Genomic DNA, 18,327 nt, shown 5'->3' on the forward strand with positions numbered 1-18,327 from the left:
CGGCATGAGATTTATGCCGGGCTGCGGGGATGGCCCAGCCGTTCCCGTTATTCCAGATCACCGATCGCCCCGCGCAATGCGGTAACAATCTCATCACATTCGCTTTTCTTGATGACGATGGGGGTGAAAAACTTGAGCGATGGCGGCTCAATTTCACTGACCGAATGGCATAGAACGCCGTGCCGGTAAAGGTTGGCATAAAGTTTGCGCGCCAGGTCACGATTGCGAACCGTAACTGAATGCACGCAACCCAATGCCGTGACCGGGCCAATGATGTCTGGATAATCCTTGCCGACCGCCTCAAATGCCGAGGCCATATAACCCGACACCTCATTGACATGTTCCAGCATCGCCGGTTGGCTTGCCACATCTAGCACGGCCAGCGCGACCAGGCAGCTGATCTCGTTTCCGCCCAGACTGGAAATATAGGAAAACTTGTGCTCGTTCATGCACTTTTCATAGATCGCTTCGCGCATCAGCAGCGCACTGACCGGGTAGATCCCCCCCGAAAGCCCCTTTCCGGTGACAAGCATGTCGGGACGCAGATCATAATGTTCGCTGGCCCATAGCTTGCCGGTGCGGCTGATGCCGGTGCGGGTTTCATCAATGATGAACAGCGTTCCACGCTCGCGGCAAAGACGGGTCACACCATCCAGAAACTCGCGTGAGGCAAAATTGAACGTCTCATAGTCCATCGGCTCAAAGACGATGGCAGCAATGTCCGGCGTCATCTTCTCAGCGATTTCGTCAAGGTCGCCATAAGTTTCAAAGAATTTTGTATTGCTGCCCGGCAGGTTGTAATGGTCGATCACCCCTTCGTCGGCCGATCCGGTGATCATCGCGGCAAAGCCGGAATGCCCGTGATACCCGTGACGATAGGCAAGAATTTTTGACCGCCCCGTAAAGCGGAATGCGAACATCGTCGCGACATCGATCGAAAGAGTCGAACACAGCGTCATGACGCTATGCGTCAATTCGGGTGACGGCGAAAGTTCGGCCAATTTATCTTGCAACCGCAGATAGGGCACGTTGGGCACAGACCATAACCCGGTGTCGCGACCATCATCCAATGCCTTGCGCAGCGCCTCGACAACCGCAGGGTGGCGATGCCCCAGCGAATGAACGCCGCCACCGATCCCGCAGTCAATCAGATGATGTTTGCCCTCAAGATCCCACATGTAGACGCCGTCACGCTTGCCAATAACGAACTCTGCCCCCTTGGCGCGCTGGCGTTCGGCATTGGACCGCCACGAACGGGCGATATAGGCATCAAGAACCTCTGAACTGGTCTTGAATTCACTTTCGATGTTCATTTCATTTCTCCTTATTTCTGATCAATCATCGTGAAATCCCAGGCCTTCGAGACGATTTTCCAATCGTCACCGAATTTCACCACCACCAGAACATCGGTGAACAGCTTTGGCAAAAAGACCTCACGCGTGGTGAGAATGGCAAGCGTTGGCGAGAGAAACGAAATGCCAAGCACTTCATCCGCACGGGCCTCACCGCGGGCCGCCGGAGCCTCGCGGTTGCGCACGACATTCAGATAGGTGGGGACGTCCATGTGGGCATAGGCATTACCGCCGTTGCTGTGGAGGTAGCCATCGGCATGGAAAATCGCCTCAAACTTGGCGGCATCCCCCTCATAAAGGGCGTCGAAATAGGTTTGCGCCAGCTCTGCGATGGCGGTGTGATCTTGAACGTTCATTTACAGGAACCTTTCATGTGTCAGCGGGAATTGGTCGTGTGGCGGGCTCAGCTATTTTCTCAAATTGAACGCGTCGGGTTTTGGTCAGCAGATCAACTATTCATCGGCTTCCCCTTTTGACCCGAAGGCCCGGGCCGCTGCTGTCATCACGCTGCCGCCGTGTCAGCATTCATCACGGCCAGGACCTCGGCCAAGACAGAAATCGCCAGCGTGCGCGCATCCCGGGATGAGGGTAGCAATCCAATCGGTCCCCGCAATTGCGCCAAGGCGTCGTCGTTGACGCCCATCGCCTTCAGATCGCGGATCCGGGTATCTCTGGCCATACGGCTACCCTGTGCACCGATGTAAAAAGCCGGGTGCAACAACGCCCCCGCCAGGATCGGTGGTTCCCAATCGTGATCATGAAAGAAAAGAACGATTGCCGTTCGCGGATCGACCGCAACCTCTGCGGGGAATTCGGGCGTGTGCAAAAGATATGTGTCGCACCCCATCTGCGTGCCATGTTCCAGGGTTTCGGGATCATGCGACAGCAGAATGTTGGGATATCCCGCAGATTGAACCAGCGCGGCAAATGTTCCCGCCTCGGGGCCTTTGCCGAAAACGAGAAACCGGATGTCGGGCAGAAAGCGCACATTGAACATTGTGTCGCATACCCCGGTTTCACCCTGATCGCGCAGCGTCAACGCACCGCTTTGCGGCGCAATGACAAGCGTGGCCGGTTCTCGGGCAGCGCGCTGCGCAGCCAGACGGCCCAGAACCTTACGGTCCGGGCGCGGCAACAACAAAATCTCAAGACCGCCGCCACAGGGCAGCTTGATATCCATAAAGGGTGAACCACGGCCATATCGTACTTTTGTCGGATGTCCGGCCTCAAGGGCCGCCATGGCATGCAGCGCTATATCCTCTTCGATGCACCCCGAAGACAGGGTGCCGATACGCTGCTTGTCCTTCAAGATTGTCATCACAGCGCCAAGTGGGCGGTAGGACGGGCCTTCGACCGCAACAATCACGGCCAGCACCGCATCACCTTCCTGTGCAAGCAAGGCATCAATCGGATCTGAATACAGTCCTTGGGCAAGGCGCATCTTATTCATCACGAACTTCCCGGTTGAAAAGACAGTCGCAAGGCTGCCATTTCCATCATTCATTCACACGACGCTATCGACGCTGGCGCACGTCCTGACGTTTCGCGCCGTCCGAAGCGGGGGGGGCAAGACACCCTCCCCCGCGCTGTTCAATAGTGCCCGAGGACCAAGCCTGAAATTTTCCCTCAGGGTCACTGGCCCAGATTACAGTCAGGGGGCTGGATCCAATCAAAAATCCGATTCTCACCAGTACCCCCTTTCCTTGTCATCTGCGGGCGATAGCCATGGCAAAAAGCTATGCGTTGGCTGCGTTCAGGGCACGAACGATCCGTTCGGGGGTGATCGGCATTTCGAAAACCCTGGTCCCGATGGCGTCCGCGATCGCATTGGCGACGGCCGGGGCGGCCGGTGTCATCCCCGGCTCTCCAATACCTTTGGCACCGAAGGGCCCAATGCCGCTGTGCGATTCAAGGATGATCGTCTCAATCGGCGGCATATCCATCGCTGTCAGCATCAGATATTCGCTAAAGGATGGCGTCACCAGTTTGCCTTCCTTGTAGATCATCTCTTCGGTCAGCGCGTAGCCCAGCCCATTCTGGATCCCGCCATGGATCTGGCCGTCAACAGCGGCACGGTTGATACATTGCCCCACATCATGGGCCGCAATACATTTCAGGATCCGCACCTCGCCGGTTTCGGTGTCAACGGCAACCTCCATCGCCATGGCACCATAGGTATAGTCAGGATGCGCCTGCCCCTGCCCCGTTTCCGGGTCCAGAACGTCGGTGAAGGGCGCCCGGAAAATCGCAAGCTCTGAACGGTGGACGCCGCGCGTGCCGCAGATCTTGACCAGATCAGCGATGCTCATGCCGCGGTCAGCGTTATCGGCAACGAAAGCCCGGTTGAACTCTAGCCTGATTTGCGCCGGGTCCACCTCAAGAAGCTCTGCGGCCACGCCCACCAGGCGTTCACGCACGCCTTCGGCCGCCAGCCGTGCGGCATTACCGGTCATATAAAGCGCCCGCGAAGCTGTCGTCGTGCCCGCCAGCGGCGTGACCTGAGAGTCCGAGTTGTAGACCGTTACATCTGGTAGCGTCACACCAAGGATCTCAGCGGCGATCTGCGCCAGCGACGAGGTCTGACCAGCGCCGATATCAGTAACGCCAGAGCGCACCGTAACCGAGCCGTCCATCTCGATGCCAACCCAGCATTCAGACGTATCGTGCAAAAAGGTCAGCCGGCCATAGCTTTGCTGATAGGCCGCAACACCCCGACCAATCTTGATCGGGCCTTTCGACGCGGTTGGCTCGCCCAGTGCCTGCCAGGCAAGATCGGCGCATTTCTCGGTCCAGATCGCGCTTGGAGGCACAAAGCCGGTCGAAATCGGATCGCCGGTTTGCAGGTAGTTCTGGCGGCGAAACTCAATCCGGTCCATGCCAATCGCCTTGGCGACCTCATCCATCTGCTGTTCATAGGCGGCAGCCGCCTGAATACCGCCAAAACCGCGGAAGGCCGAGGTGAACATGTTGTTCGTGGCCACCGCCTGGGCAAAGACGTTGAGGTTGTCGATACGGTAAGGCCCCGGTGCATTGACCGCGCCGTAAAGCAGCACATAGGGGCTAAGATAAACATAGGCGCCCGCATCTGCGACAATTTGCACATCAAGCGCCGTGATCTTACCGGCCTTGGTGACACCGGTCCGGTATTTCAGCCGGAATGGGTGACGCTTGCCATGCCCAACGAAAGAATCTTCGCGGCTGAACTCCAACCGCACCGGCCGAAGCGTCTTTTGCGCAAGGATGGCGAGATAGGTTTCAACGGTAACATCTTCTTTGCCGCCAAAGCCGCCGCCGACCATGGCCCCCATGACCCGCACCTTGTTGTGCGGCACACCGATGGCATCTGCGACCGCGCGAAAATGCTCAATCACCTGGGTGCAAACGCGGATGGTGATGACGTCGTTCTCATCAATCCAGGAAAGGCCCACCTCTGGCTCCAGAAAGGCATGTTCCTGAAAAGGTGTGCGGAAGGTATTCTCGACGATCACGTCTGCCTCTGCAAAACCTGCGTCGACATCGCCTTTGCGGATTTTGTGGGTGGCCACGATGTTATCGGTGCCTTGCACCAAGGGTGCGCCGGGCTTCATCGCCTCATCTGGGTCATAGACGCCCGGGATCGGCTCTAGCGTGACGCTGACCAGGCGTCGGGCCTGTTCCGCGATATCTGCGGTTTCCGCAGCAATCAGCGCCAACGGCTCGCCATAATAGCGGACCCTTTCCTTGACCAGGATTTGCTGATCGGTTTTCAGCCGGGCGCGGCCGGTTTGGCCGGGGATGTCGGTTGCGATGGTCCGCTCGGGCATGTCTTCGGCGGTCAACACGCACACAACACCCGGCAAAGCCCGCGCCCGGGATACGTCAAGCTTGACCAGCCGGGCGCTGGCGATATCGGCACGCACCACTTTGGCGTGCAGCATGCCGGGCAACACATAATCGCCGGCATAGGGCGTTTTGCCTGCCACTTTACCAGGCGAATCCGTGCGCGTCAGGGGTTTGCCGATTTGGGTGTAGGCAAGGTTCGGTTGGTTCGCATTTTTGTCAAAAGCGGTCATTGCTTTTCTCCCGTATTGCGCATGACTGCGGCTGCGGCATTGACGGCCTCAAAGATTTTCACATAGCCCGTGCAGCGGCACAGATTGCCACTCAGGGCGATGCGCAGGTCTTCGTCGCTCGGATTGGGGTTTTTGCGCAGCAGCGACTCGGAGGCGATGATCATCCCGGGCGTGCAGAACCCGCATTGCGACGCACCCAGCTCTGAAAAGCTTTGTTGCAGCGGGTGCGGGTTATCGGCGGTGCCAAGCCCGTGCAAGGTTGTGATCTCGCGGCCCGCAACAGTGTGGGCAAGCGTCAGACAGCTATCGACCGCCTCACCGTCGATCAGAACGGCGCAGGCTCCACAGTCGCCCTTTTCGCAGCCGCATTTGACATCGGCATGGCCAAGCCCGCGCAATGCTTCCAAAAGCGTGCGGTGGGGCGGGATGTTGGCCGCCTCATCCTTGCCATTGATCCGAAGCGTAACTTCTTTATTCGTGCTCATCTTCAATTCTCCTGATCTTTTGGCTGAATGGCCATGTTGACCAGCCGTGCCACCAGAACGCCGACCATCTGGCGCCGGTACGCGCCGGTGGCACGGACGTCATCAATGGGGCTGCATTCCGCAGCAGCGGCCGAGGCTGCGGCGGCAATCTTGTCTTGCGTCAGCGCCTGGCCTTCCAAAAGGGCTTCGGCCTTGCGCGCACGCATCGGAACCGGCCCAACAGACCCCAGCGCAATGCGCGCGCGGGTGCAGCGACCGTCCTGAAGGGTAATGCTGACCGCGACGCCATTCACCGTGATGGCGTCACCGTGACGCCGGGCCAATTTGTAAAAGCTGCCGAAAGTACCTGCCGCTGGCTCTGGCCAGGAAACGGCTGTAATCAGCTCATCGGGCTTGCGCTGATCGGTTTTGTAGCCGGTATAGAAATCCGCCAGCGCGACGCGCCGCGTGCCATCCTTGCCCGTCAGATCAACTTCGGCATCCAGCGAAAGCAGCGGCGGCACCAGGTCGGCTGCGGGTGAACCGCACGCGATATTGCCCGCGACCGTTGCCGCGTTGCGGACCATCTGACCCGCGAAAACCCGTGCCGCTTGCAGCAACGCTGGCGCCTTGTCCGCGATTTCAGCCGAGGCAAGCAGGTCGCTGATTGTCGTTTGCCCGCCAAGGGTCATCCGACCGTCACCAACCGAAATGCCGCGAAGGCCCGCGACACTCCCCAACCCGACAAGAAGATCGGGGGCGAGTTTTTGCGAGCGGATATCAAGAAGCACGTTTGTTCCACCAGAAAGCGGCACCGCACGCTTTCCAGACGAACTCAGCGCTGCAACGGCTTCCTGCAATGTCTCAGGAATACTCAGATCGAATTCGCCGTACATGGTTTCGTCCTTCGTTTGTGTTCAGATGCGTGCGGTAATGCACTTTACTTTGTAATGACCGGCTACAGCCGCGAGGTTTGTTCGGGGCCGCCTGATGGCACCGCGCAGAACAGTTACCTGCGAAGGGGTCCAAGGGATGATCCAGGCAGCACCGCCAACCGCCTCATGAGGGATAATGGGTATCGGCCCCTTGCCCATGTGGATGCTGTCGCCCCGCAGCTTGTCGGTAATGCCGGCATGACGTTTGAAACGGGCCGCAACCCTCGCCCCAACCGCCTGCGATTTTTCGCTGTCGGGGGTTTTGCTTGCGGCCAGGAACGCAGCATCGCGGCGCCGTCGCGCCACGATATGGGTCAGGATCCGGCCACGCCCAACAGGCAAGGCATCGCGCCAAATAACGGACAAGGCGCGACCGGGGGCTGTAGTCGCCGCGGCATGATCAACGCAGTGCACCCGCCTTGAAAGGTCCTGCGGGACCGTCAAGCCTGCCACTTTGGTGATCATGCCGCGTGCCATGATTAGACGTCCCAGCCGCCGTCAACTGCGATATGCTGACCAGTGATCTGGCGCGCGTCATCGGTGGTCAGGAACAGCACCGTATTGGCGATATCCTGGCCCGTGGTAACCCGCTTCAGCGCCATGTCCTGCACATACTCTTCGTAGACCTGCTCAACGGTCCAGCCGCGCACCTTGGCCTTGCCGGCACAAAGTTTCATCATCCGCGGTGTCTCGACGATGCCCGGGCAAACGGCGTTGACGTTGATGTTGTGGGGCCCAAGCTCCAGCGCGACGGTCCGGGTGATGCCGCGTACCGCCCATTTCGAGGCGCTGTAGGACGTCCGCATCGGATAGCCGCGCAGGCCAGAGGTGCCGCTGATATTGACAATCTTGCCCGATTTCTGGGCAATCATGGTCGGCACGACGTGCTTGATGGGCAAAAAGGTGCCGCGTTCATTGGCGATGATGACGTAGTCAAAATCATCAACCTTGATGTCTTGCACCGGCGTTTCGATCGGGCCGGTCACACCCGCGACGTTAACCAGAATGTCGATACGGCCATCAAAGACCTCAAGCGCCTTTGCGACCATCGCGGCGACTTGATCCTCCTCGATCACATCGCAGGCAACCACATGGGCCTTGCGGCCCATGGCACGGACCTTTTCAGCCACTTCTTCCAGCGCTGCGGTATCACGCGCGGTCAGCACCAGATCGGCACCCTCACGCGCCAGCGTCGTGGTGATGTCGGCCCCCATACCTTTGGCAGCACCGGTAACGATGGCCTTCATTCCAGCTAGTTTCATTTGGTCTCTCCTCTGATCCGTGTTGATTTCGTGGATTTGCTATATTTCGGGCGCATCGCTGCCGCCGCTTTCGGCGTGATTTGCTACCCGGCCCGGGCCGGATGCGTGACGCGCTCCACACCGCCATGCACCGTCGCATCAGCAGGGCGATACGGCCCAACGTAGCGGTTGCGAAAAAGTAAGGGGTGGATGGCTTTGTTCATTTTTCCGTTAATCGAAATTTTGTTTCGGTTATAGAAACTTTGCTGGAGATATTATGTTCCGTCAAGAGAAATTTTAAGAATATGCGGCGGCCGCCCCCAATCCAGGCTCACCCATAAAACCTATTGAAACAGTCAATAATGCGAATAACGCGTAATATTCGGGCGTTATGGTCAAAATCCCCCCGACAACAGGCACAAGATTGCTTGAGGTAATAAAGGTTTGTCGAATTTGGATCTTTGGTATATCAATTCCGTATATCGGAAGCGCAGGTCCCAATGACACAGACATCAACACCGCTCGCCCGTTACGCGCGCATCCTGGAGGTGCTGGTTTCCTGCCCCAAGGGAATCACCCTGACGGAAATCGCGCAGGCTGTCGGAATTCAGGCAAGCAGCGCGCATCGGCTTGTCAACGCGCTATGCGAAGTGGGGCTTGTCGACCGGCAGCTCAACAGCAAAAGCTATGTGCTTGGCGCACGGATGCTGCGTATCTGCATGCTCGCGGTCGCGCCCCCTTCGGTGATTGCCATGGTAGAGCCCGAGCTACACGAATTGGTGCGGGAGTTTTCGGAAACCGCCTACCTGACGCAGTTGAACGGAATGGTCGTCGAGTCCATCGCAACCGCCGTGCCCGACGATACGGCAGGGGCCTATGTGCAGCCCGGTCGGGCGATGCCGATGCATGCCACGGCCTCGGCCAAGGCCATCCTGGCGCATCAGGATCCGGATTTCATTCATCAGATTCTTGGTCAGCCTTTGGTAAAGTACACCGACGCCACAACAACTGATCCGCAGAAAATCCTGCAACAACTGCAGAATGTACGGACGCAGGGCGTGGCAATCTGCGACAGTGAGCTGGATCCCGGTGTGCTGAGTTTTGCAGTGCCTGTGCAGGACTCGGACGGCAAGGTGAAATATGCCATCGGAATATCGGGGCTGACGCCGCGCATGGAAACCAAATCAGCCGCGCAGATCACCGCCAGCCTGCACCGTGCCGGCAGGATCCTTGCAGCCAAGATTCAGCAGGCTTTGCATTGATCCGGCCAAATGCATGCGTGGCGCCCGCGCGGTAATCTTTACTGAAAGCTGATGCGTGGAAACGGCGCTTTCTATGGGGGGGAAATGGCATGAAAACACTCGGCGTCTTGTTGGCGGCAGGGGCATCGCGCCGTTTCGGGGTCGAGGACAAGCTCCTTGCCCCCTGGCGGGGGGGGGTGTTGGTTGGGGCATCGGCGGCCCTGATGGCACAGGCGGGGTGCGACCATCTCGCGGCGATCGTCTCATCAGAATCCGTAGCAGCCGCGCTGCCGGCCGCGTTTGACGTGGTGCGCATCGCACCGGGACAGGAGATGTCGGTTTCTTTCCGGGCGGCCTGTCGCCACGCCGAGACCTTGGGCGCCCAACGATTACTAATCGCACTTGGCGACATGCCGGGGCTGCGGGTTGCAACCTTGCAGCGCCTGCTGGACGGCGCGCAAAGCGGGGCCTGTCAGTTTGAAGGTGCCCGCATGCCCCCCGCACTGCTACTGCCCGCCGATTGGCAGACCGCCCTTTCGGACAAGGCCGATCAGGGCGCGCGTGCGACGCTTCGCGCGCTACCCGAAACTGCCCTGATCCCCCTGACCGCCGCAGAGGCGCAAGACATTGACACCCGCGCCGATCTGGATCAGGCAAGACAGGGCGACGGCTGATTGACGGCAAGGATCCATCGGATCACCCCCCGAAATAACAGCTAGCCCAGTACGGCCAGCCCAGGAAACGTTTCCAGCAGCCAAAAGCTGAACGCCGAGAAGGCGCCCGTCAGAAGCGCAAATCCTACCACAACCAGCAGCCCCCCCATGATCCGCTCAATCAGCCTCATATGGCGTTTGAGACGGTTCATCAGCCCAATCGAGCGCTGAATAAAAAAGGCCGCCAGCAGGAACGGAACACCAAGTCCCGCCGCATATATCGCCAAAAGGGCCGTACCGCGCGCCATATCGCCGCCCGATGCGGCAATTGACAGGATCATCCCCAGCTGCGGGCCAATGCAAGGGGTCCAGCCAAAGGCAAACGCCAGACCCAGCACATAGGCCCCCAGCGCCGTTCCACCCTGATCACCCGCGTCCAGCCGCGCCTCGCGGTCCAGAATCGGAATCCGGTAAAGCCCCAGAAAATGTAGCCCCAGCCCAATCACGACGACGCCCGATATCTTACTGAACAGTTCCTGATTTTGCAGAAAAAACCGCCCAAAAGCCGAGGCGGCAAACCCCATGAACAGAAATACCGTCGACAGGCCCAGCACGAAGAACAGCGCGGGCAGCACAGCACTTTTGCGTCCTTCGCGCAGATCGCCCATGCTGACGCCCCCCATATAGGCCAGATAGGGCGGCACGATTGGCAGCACACAGGGGCTGAGGAACGACAAAAGCCCCGCCAATAGCGCTACCGAAGCAGCGGGCAGGAAGGCGGCGTCAATAAGATCAATTCCAAACATTCCGCATGTTTAGCCGATCCTTGCAGCGCCGTCACCGGGCCCTTGGTCACAAGCGCGTGGACAAATCGTCTCGTATTGGATACGGCGGCGTAATGATTGATAAAACAGACGATAATGCCACCGACATAGACGCATTGGGATTGCTTTGCCCGTTGCCGGTTTTGCGCCTGCGCAAGGTGCTGATGGGGCTCGCGCCCGGGGCTGTTGTAAGGCTGCGGGCAACTGACGGGGCAGCCTGGGTCGACGTGCCGCATTTTTGCGCCGAAACCGGCCATGAGCTACTTGAGGCGCGTGAAGAGGGTCAGATCAAGGTATTCACCATCCGGCATGGCGGTTAAGCATTCCGTCCATCTTGGCAATAATTGAAGGGGGTGTCCGCAAACCGTGTTGGTTCGCTTCGCCTTAACCAGAAAGGGCCTATCTTACCCCGCCTTTCCAGCGGAGGATGCCCTTGCTACATCACGACTTTCGCCGTTTTCTCGATGCCCTTGACGAGCTGAACCCGACACAGATCGAGGACACCCGAATGAAGATCCGGGATCTTTGTCGAAAGGCCGAGGCGATCTCGGAGATCGAAGCACGGACAAACCAAGAACACAAGTGCCCATTCTGCGGCGACGAGCGGCGCCAGAAGTGGGGGCGCACACGGACCAAGGTCCAGCGCTATCGGTGCAGTGGCTGCCAGAAGACTTATTCAGGCCGGACAGGGAACGCCATCGGCCGCATCCATCGTCCTGACCTGTTTATGGTGGCGCTGAGGGATATGCTGGGCACATCCGCACCGCAGTCGGTGCGGAAGCTCGCACGCCACCTGGGGCTCAACAAATACACCGTCTGGCGCTGGCGGATGCTGGTATTCTCGATCATCGAGAACGGCGGGACGACGAGCTTTTCGGGGATCATCGAGGCTGACGAGACATACCAGCGGGAGTCGCGCAAGGGCTCGCGGGAATGGGTTCGACACTTCGCCAGTCCGCGGAAAGTCGTGAAGCCGCCACGGCCCCGATGGGAGGACTACACGACCCAAGGACTGAAGATGATGCGGGGTCTCTCAAAGTGACAACTCCCCATTCTCACTGTCGCTGACCGTGGTGGCTCTCACCTCTTCCGGCGGTTACCGAACCGCAAAAGCGTGACGGTGGAGCGCGCGATGCAGCCCCTGGTTCCGGGGGACGCCGTGCTCTGCTCGGACGGGGGCAACGGCTAAAAGGACCTCGCAGCAGCACGCGGCCCCGAACACTTTGTGGTCGGGAGCAAGCCAGACACGCGCGTGGCCTCAGGCTGCTGTCACATTCAGAACGTGAACTCGCTCCACGCTGGCTACAAAAGATTCATCAAGCCCTTCTGCGGACCGGCCACGAAAAACCCAAAATGGCTACATCCGGTAGTTGGAGGTGCGCTTGGCGGGAATGGCGCCCGCAGATATCATTAGATCTGCGTAGCGGGCAAGATCGCAGTACGGCTGTCTCCGGCTTTGGTCCAGCAATGCATGATCCTAATTGCTCAAGAAGCCCCGCCAAAGATCAGAGGGACCAATGAAATTCCACGGACGCGACACCCGGCCCGAAACTGATCGGACCCTGAAACCTGAATCTGGACAGCGCGGAGATCTTGCGCCACAAACTCCAGATGGTAGCGTGGCGGGTGTTTCCGCGGCACTCATCAAGGGTTTCGTGGCGCTCGCGGCTGCGGCAGGATGCTATTGGCGGGCCCCTTCATTTGAGGGTTGGTCTTTTGGTGACGATTTTCCCGGAAAGAAGCTCCGCTTTGCGGCATGGATGATGACCGCAGTCTTTGGCGTTGGAGGTTGTCTCAACATCGCCGCAGCCTTGGGTGGGTGCGCCAAAGCGCTTTTCGGCCGATAGGCGTTTGGCAGCAATCGGAATACTTCTGCGAATGTATCGGCGGAAAAAACCGGTCTCTACGCTATGGAATAGTGCTTGAGGTCGGTCCGATCTCGCTACCAACACGAAATGCGGACACCCCCTAATTGAAAACGTCGGGCTTTTGACCCGACGCTCTCACTTTCTTCAACAGCTTAGCGGCCCAGCGACCACCAGCCCCGCTTTTTTGGCTTAACCTCATCTTCGGGCTCGGCCGGGGCGGTTTTTGCCGCTTCCGGTTCTACCTCTGACTCGGTTTTCGCCTCGGTCTCTGCCTCAGTGTTGCCTGCCTCAGTGTTGCCTGCCTCAGTGTTGCCTGCCTCAATTGGCGGCGGCGCAGCTACCGGCGTGTCAACAGGGGCTTGGGCCTCGGGCGTTGTTTCCGCTACCGCCTCTGGTTCGGGGGCCGTGTCAACCTGTGTCGCCTCGGCGGGGGCCGGCTCGGCTAGCGTCTCTGCCACCGGCAAGGGCGTTTCTACGGGTTTTTTGGCGCGCGAGCGGCTGCGGCTGGGCTTTTTGGGGGCCTCATCGGCAGACGCCTGCGCCTCTTCGGTTTTGGCCGCGGCTGCAACCTTGGGTTTGCGTGTGCGCGTTGCGGGCTTTTTCGGCGCGGGCGCTGCGTCGGCTGCGTCCTGGGGCACTGCCACACTTTCCTCACTTGCGGTTGCCGGAACCTCGGCCGCCTTGGCGCGCGATCGCGGGGCCCGCGTCCGGCTGGAGGTTTTCTTGACCGGCGCGTCAGCCGCGTCGGTCAGCACTTCCGCCGGCGCATCTGCGGCGACCTCGGTGTCGGTCTCGGTGTCGGCATCATCCTCGCCGTCATCGGACGCGTCATCGGTGCTGCCATCGCCATTGGTATAGTCCCCATTCGTCTTCTTCTTGCGCCGCCGCCGACGCTTTTTCTTTTTCGGCCCCTCATCGCCCTCGGACGCGCCTGCAACCGGCACATCAGCCGTGATCGCCTCGTCTTCCTCGTCGGTGATATCCTCATCAACGATGTCCTCGTCGATCTCGGCCATCAAACGCGCGTCAACCGACACCGCAACACTGCTGACCTCGGGCACGTTACGCGTGGCCACCTTGAGCTTTTCGATGCTGAAATCGGGGCTGACAAGCCCGGGATCGGCTTCAATCCGGACTGACATGCCGTAGCGCGCTTCAATTCCGGCGATATGTTCACGCTTGGCGTTCATCAGATAGTTGGCCACCGCAACCGGCGCCTTCACCAGCACTTCGCGTGACCGTTTGCGCGTGCCCTCTTCTTCGATCTGGCGCAGAACCTGAAGCGCCATGCTGTCATCCGAGCGGATCAACCCGGTGCCGTGGCAATGCGAACAGGGCTGGGTTGTCGACTCGATCATGCCGGGGCGCAGGCGCTGGCGCGACATCTCCATCAGGCCAAAGCCCGAGATCCGCCCCACCTGAATCCGCGCCCTATCGGTTTTCAGCTTTTCTTTCAATCGTTTCTCGACCGAGGCGTTGTTCTTGCGCTCTTCCATATCGATGAAGTCGATAACGATCAGACCGGCAAGGTCACGCAGGCGCAACTGGCGCGCAACCTCGTCGGCGGCCTCCAGGTTGGTTTTCAGCGCGGTATCCTCGATCGAGCCTTCCTTGGTCGACCGACCAGAGTTCACGTCAATCGCCACCAGCGCTTCGGTGATCCCGATCACGATGTAGCCGCCCGATTTCAACTGAACAACCGGGTTGAACATGCCGCCCAGATAGCTTTCAACCTGGAACCGCGCAAACAGCGGCAACTGCTCGGTATAGTTTTTGACGTTCTTGGCATGCGACGGCATGATCATTCGCATGAAATCCTTGGCCAGCCGATAACCGCGCTCGCCCTCGACCAACACCTCGTCAATCTCTTTGCCGTAGACATCACGGATCGAGCGTTTGATCAGATCGCCTTCCTCGTAGATCGGCGCCGGGGCAACCGAGCGCATGGTCAAATCGCGGATCTGTTCCCAAAGCCGCATCAGATATTCATAGTCACGCCGGATTTCGGTGCGCGTGCGTTGGCTGCCTGCGGTGCGGATGATCAGCCCCGCGCCTTGCGGCACTTCCATTTCCGCCGCTATTTCCTTGAGCTTCTTGCGGTCCAGCACATTGGTGATCTTGCGGCTGATACCACCGCCACGCGCCGTGTTGGGCATCAAGACACAGTAGCGACCCGCCAGCGACAGATAGGTTGTCAGCGCAGCCCCCTTGTTGCCGCGTTCCTCCTTGACGACCTGCACCAGCATGATCTGGCGAACCTTCACAACCTCCTGGATCTTGTAGCGCCGCGGGCGCGGTTTGCGCTGCGACTGGATTTCCTCGGCCATATCTTCATCGGCAACCGATTCGATCTCATCATCGGTTTCGGTAGCGTGGTCTGCGGCGACGTAGGGTTCGGGGTCATCCCCGCCGGGCTCGTCGGTGATGGCATCCGTTACCGGAACATCATCGGAAACCTGATCCGGCGCGCTTTCAGCAATCTCTGCGGCCTCTTCACCCGGATGGTCTGTCATCACGCTGGGCTCTGGCAGCGCCTCGGATGCCAGATCGACGACCGCCATGCCAGGGATTTCGTCACTGCGCGTTACGGCATCGGCCTCGGCGGCCTTGGCGGGTTTTGCGGCTGTGCGCGCCCCGCTCCGGCGGCGTGATCTGGCGCTGTCTTCTGCCTCTTCGCGCTCTGCATAGGCACGTTCTTCTTCAATCAGCGCCTGCCGATCTGCGACCGGGATCTGGTAATAATCGGGGTGAATTTCCGCAAAGGCCAGAAAACCATGGCGATTGCCGCCATAATCCACGAAAGCCGCTTGTAGCGACGGCTCGACCCGGGTGACTTTTGCCAGATAGATATTACCCGCCAGTTGGCGTTTGTTTACGGTTTCAAAATCAAACTCTTCGACCTTGTTGCCGTCCACCACCACAACGCGGGTTTCTTCCGCGTGGGTGGCATCGATTAACATTTTCTTTGCCATGTATCCAATTCTCGCACGGGCTACTTTGCGCTCGCCCCGGGGGGCGAAGGCATTGGCGCGCGTGTTGATCTGTTGAGGCGAGAGGGTGCGCACCAGACATAGCGGCGGCGCAGGCCTTTGGCCCGCCCGTCATCACCTGCCTAGTTTCTGCGCGCTTCATCGCGGTTCTTACCCAAGCGTCGCGGCTTTTACGCTGACGCCCAACTGAAAACCCGTGGCATTTGAATGCCGGACGGGCAAATTTGCGGCCTTGCAGCCAATCGGTTGATCTTGGCCCGGCTACCCCGTGCGGGTAACGTCGCGCCAGAAATCAGCGAAACTGTTGGATCGGCGGCACGAAACAGGCGCGCCGGACCGATGCTTTTTGACAATAGCTTTGATGCACCTGCAAATACAATCGGTTTTTCATTATCAAATCGTTACCCAAGATTACCAAACTGGCGACAGGGCGTGCATATGGCCATAGACCGGCATCGGTTCGGGCGCGCATGCGGCGATGATCGAGCCTAGGACGCAAACAAAAACGCGGCAAGCTCATCGGCTCGGGCGATCGTGTCACGGTAGCCAAGATCAATCAGCGCGCCAATATAGCCTGCCTCGAACAGCAGGTAGCTTTCCAGCCGGCCATCGTGGCCCCACGATCCGACGCTATGCATCAGCAGCCGGATCGGTGCGGGCAGCCTGTGCGCATGCGCCTGCGCAATCGGGCGCAAATCCTGCGAGGGGGCCAGAAATATCGTGTCAATAAACCGAAGCGGGGTTTTCTGCCGCGCCTCGGGCGTCAACAGGGCCAGGGTTTGATTGATACGGCTCAGGCGTTCATGGTCCGTTTCCAGATTGTCGTTGAACAGGATATCCAGCGCCACCCCGGCCATATCGCCCACGGTTGGCTCGGTCTGGGCCTTGGCGCGGTCCGCTGCGGGGATGGGCAGGTTGTCACGCGTGGCGATGATCACGATCTTGTCCGCGCCGGTATGAATGGCGGGCGACAGCGGCGAGGTCAGCCGAAGCGCGCCATCACCATAGTAGCGCCCCTTGATCCGCACCGGGGCAAAGACGAATGGCAACGCCGATGAGGCCAGCAGATGCTGCGGGCCGATCCGGGTGGGAACCCCTTCGCGCCGTGATCGCGACCACGGGGCGATGTCGTCATGCGCCTCGAAAAATGTGACCGCCTTGCCCTCGCCATAGCTGGAGGTGGAGATGCACAGCGCCGAAAGCGCGCCTGCATGAATGACATGCTCCAGATGGCGCCGGTCAAATTCAGTCGTCAGCAGATGATGCAGGGGCGCGCTGTCCAACAGCCCGTCCGGCGCATGAAATCCAAAGCGCCCGAACATCAGCGCCAAGGCCCAATGCCCCGTCCGGATCAGCAGCGGTAATGCCCGCGTGTCATAAACCGAATTGCATGTCAGCGAAGACCAGAGCGCCTCCAACGCCTCTATCCCGCGCTGAAAATCCGTTGAGGTTGCCGCAACCCGGGCGGCATTGATCGCCCCGACAGATGCCCCGCAGACAATCTGAAACGGTGACACACGGCGAAGGTTGATCTCGGCAATCGCCTTGAGAACCCCAACCTCATAGGCGCCACGCGCACCCCCGCCCTGAAGGATCAGGGCGATCTTTTGCGGGGGAGCCGTTGAATAAGACAGGGGCACGCTGCAACCACGCGACAAGAAAAGCCATTAGCACAGAGGATAATGGTAAAGCCAATCCACGCAACGTAAAATGACGTTCCGGTGTAGCGGCAGGCTGTCTGCACCGATTTGCATCGAAACACTGACAAAGCGCCCCGCCCGCACCACGCGGTGCAGATTTACCCCAACACCCCTGCCCTAAAGGTAATCGCCGCGGCTAAGCCCGTATTTCGCCATTTTTTCATTTAGCGTGCGGCGTGGCAGGCACAGCTCGTCCATCACGGCGGTGATTGCGCCCTTGTGGCGGCGCATCGTATTGTCGATCAGCATCTTCTCGAAACTCTCGACATATTCCTTTAGCGGCTTTCCCTCGGTCGTCATGGCAGGGCCGGCGTCTTCGTTATCCGCCATCAAAAGCGACGCGATGGAGCCAGAGCCGCGGCGGTTTTGCAACACGGCCCGTTCGGCCACGTTGATCAGCTGGCGCACATTGCCGGGCCAGGGGGCCTGCAACAGTTGGGCGGCCTCTTGGGCGGTGACCTCGGGGGCATCGCAGCCGTATTCCTCGGCAAACTGTTCAGCCATGCGGTTGAACAACATCAGGATGTCTTCGCCCCGCTGGCGCAGCGGGGGCAGCATGATTTTCAGCGCGGCAAGGCGGTAGTATAGATCCGGGCGTAGCGCGTCTTCAACGGTGCGACCTTCGCCATGGTCATTGCAGATGGCAATGATGCGGGTTTCGGCCGGGGTGCCCTGATCGTTGATAAAGGTCAAAACGCGGGCCTGAAGGCCCTGGCTAAGCGCCTCGACATCCTCAAGGCAAAGTGTGCCGCCGCGCGCCTCTTCGATCAGAGGCAGGGCCGCGCCCTCATCAACCGGGCCAAACAGCTTTGCCGCCAGCACGTCCTCGGAAAAGGCGGCACAGCTGACCACCACAAATTTCCGCGCAGCGCGTGGGCCGACCGCGTGCAGCGCATGGGCAACCAGCGTTTTGCCGGTGCCGGTTTCGCCGTCGATCAGAACATGGCCATCGGCCTGCCCCAGATCCAGGATATCTTCGCGCAACCGCTCCATCGCCGGCGAGGTGC

At 59.5% G+C, this 18,327-nt stretch carries 16 protein-coding genes; 4 read left to right on the forward strand and 12 right to left on the reverse strand.

What is annotated here, in order from left to right; translation table 11 throughout:
• Positions 1-47: 47 nt before the first annotated feature.
• The 8 genes from ACM62R_RS05525 to ACM62R_RS05560 form a co-directional block, all read right to left on the reverse strand.
• Positions 48-1,313 (reverse strand): aminotransferase class III-fold pyridoxal phosphate-dependent enzyme, encoded by a 1,266-nt coding sequence (locus ACM62R_RS05525; RefSeq protein ID WP_415183060.1) that lies wholly within the window; start codon positions 1,311-1,313, stop codon positions 48-50.
• A gap of 11 nt (positions 1,314-1,324) precedes the next feature.
• Positions 1,325-1,708: a nuclear transport factor 2 family protein gene (locus ACM62R_RS05530; RefSeq protein ID WP_415183061.1), complete on the reverse strand. Its 384-nt coding sequence runs from the start codon at positions 1,706-1,708 to the stop codon at positions 1,325-1,327.
• Positions 1,709-1,854: 146 nt separating this feature from the next.
• On the reverse strand, positions 1,855-2,802 hold the full coding sequence (locus tag ACM62R_RS05535) for an XdhC family protein (RefSeq protein ID WP_415183062.1): 948 nt from the start codon (positions 2,800-2,802) through the stop codon (positions 1,855-1,857).
• Between the two features lie 286 nt (positions 2,803-3,088).
• Positions 3,089-5,404 (reverse strand): xanthine dehydrogenase family protein molybdopterin-binding subunit, encoded by a 2,316-nt coding sequence (locus ACM62R_RS05540; protein WP_415183063.1) that lies wholly within the window; start codon positions 5,402-5,404, stop codon positions 3,089-3,091.
• Positions 5,401-5,889, reverse strand: a complete 489-nt coding sequence (locus ACM62R_RS05545) for a (2Fe-2S)-binding protein (RefSeq protein WP_415183064.1) — start codon at positions 5,887-5,889, stop codon at positions 5,401-5,403. The genes ACM62R_RS05540 and ACM62R_RS05545 overlap by 4 nt, the downstream gene beginning before the upstream one ends.
• A 2-nt stretch (positions 5,890-5,891) precedes the next feature.
• On the reverse strand, positions 5,892-6,764 hold the full coding sequence (locus ACM62R_RS05550) for an FAD binding domain-containing protein (protein WP_415183065.1): 873 nt from the start codon (positions 6,762-6,764) through the stop codon (positions 5,892-5,894).
• Between the two features lie 21 nt (positions 6,765-6,785).
• Complete coding sequence (locus ACM62R_RS05555; RefSeq protein WP_415183066.1) at positions 6,786-7,169, reverse strand: hypothetical protein; 384 nt, start codon at positions 7,167-7,169, stop codon at positions 6,786-6,788.
• A gap of 113 nt (positions 7,170-7,282) precedes the next feature.
• Positions 7,283-8,065 (reverse strand): SDR family NAD(P)-dependent oxidoreductase, encoded by a 783-nt coding sequence (locus ACM62R_RS05560; RefSeq protein ID WP_415183067.1) that lies wholly within the window; start codon positions 8,063-8,065, stop codon positions 7,283-7,285.
• 479 nt (positions 8,066-8,544) lie between these two features.
• On the opposite strand from ACM62R_RS05560, the gene ACM62R_RS05565 reads away from it, so the two are divergent.
• A complete protein-coding gene (locus ACM62R_RS05565) occupies positions 8,545-9,306 on the forward strand; it encodes an IclR family transcriptional regulator (protein ID WP_415183068.1) in 762 nt (253 codons plus the stop codon).
• A gap of 89 nt (positions 9,307-9,395) precedes the next feature.
• Positions 9,396-9,959, forward strand: coding sequence for a nucleotidyltransferase family protein (locus ACM62R_RS05570; protein ID WP_415183069.1), 564 nt, complete (start codon positions 9,396-9,398; stop codon positions 9,957-9,959).
• Between the two features lie 41 nt (positions 9,960-10,000).
• On the opposite strand, the gene ACM62R_RS05575 is transcribed toward ACM62R_RS05570, so the two are convergent.
• On the reverse strand, positions 10,001-10,744 hold the full coding sequence (locus ACM62R_RS05575) for a cytochrome c biogenesis CcdA family protein (RefSeq protein ID WP_415183070.1): 744 nt from the start codon (positions 10,742-10,744) through the stop codon (positions 10,001-10,003).
• Between the two features lie 92 nt (positions 10,745-10,836).
• Between ACM62R_RS05575 and ACM62R_RS05580 the strand changes: the two genes are divergently transcribed.
• Positions 10,837-11,082, forward strand: coding sequence for a sulfurtransferase TusA family protein (locus ACM62R_RS05580; RefSeq protein WP_415183071.1), 246 nt, complete (start codon positions 10,837-10,839; stop codon positions 11,080-11,082).
• 107 nt (positions 11,083-11,189) lie between these two features.
• Positions 11,190-11,804, forward strand: a complete 615-nt coding sequence (locus ACM62R_RS05585; RefSeq protein WP_415183072.1) for a transposase — start codon at positions 11,190-11,192, stop codon at positions 11,802-11,804.
• Between the two features lie 978 nt (positions 11,805-12,782).
• Here the strand turns inward: ACM62R_RS05585 and ACM62R_RS05590 are convergent.
• The 3 genes from ACM62R_RS05590 to ACM62R_RS05600 form a co-directional block, all read right to left on the reverse strand.
• On the reverse strand, positions 12,783-15,602 hold the full coding sequence (locus ACM62R_RS05590) for an Rne/Rng family ribonuclease (RefSeq protein WP_415183073.1): 2,820 nt from the start codon (positions 15,600-15,602) through the stop codon (positions 12,783-12,785).
• Between the two features lie 506 nt (positions 15,603-16,108).
• The gene (locus ACM62R_RS05595) at positions 16,109-17,260 is read right to left on the reverse strand and encodes a patatin-like phospholipase family protein (protein WP_415183074.1); all 1,152 of its coding nucleotides are present in this window, start codon (positions 17,258-17,260) and stop codon (positions 16,109-16,111) included.
• A gap of 177 nt (positions 17,261-17,437) precedes the next feature.
• A partial coding sequence (locus tag ACM62R_RS05600) for a sigma-54-dependent transcriptional regulator (protein WP_415183075.1) occupies positions 17,438-18,327 on the reverse strand: 890 nt, incomplete at its 5' end.

The sequence above is a fragment of the Phaeovulum sp. genome, from assembly GCF_047638075.1.
In the GTDB taxonomy this organism is placed as follows: Bacteria; Pseudomonadota; Alphaproteobacteria; order Rhodobacterales; family Rhodobacteraceae; genus UBA6197.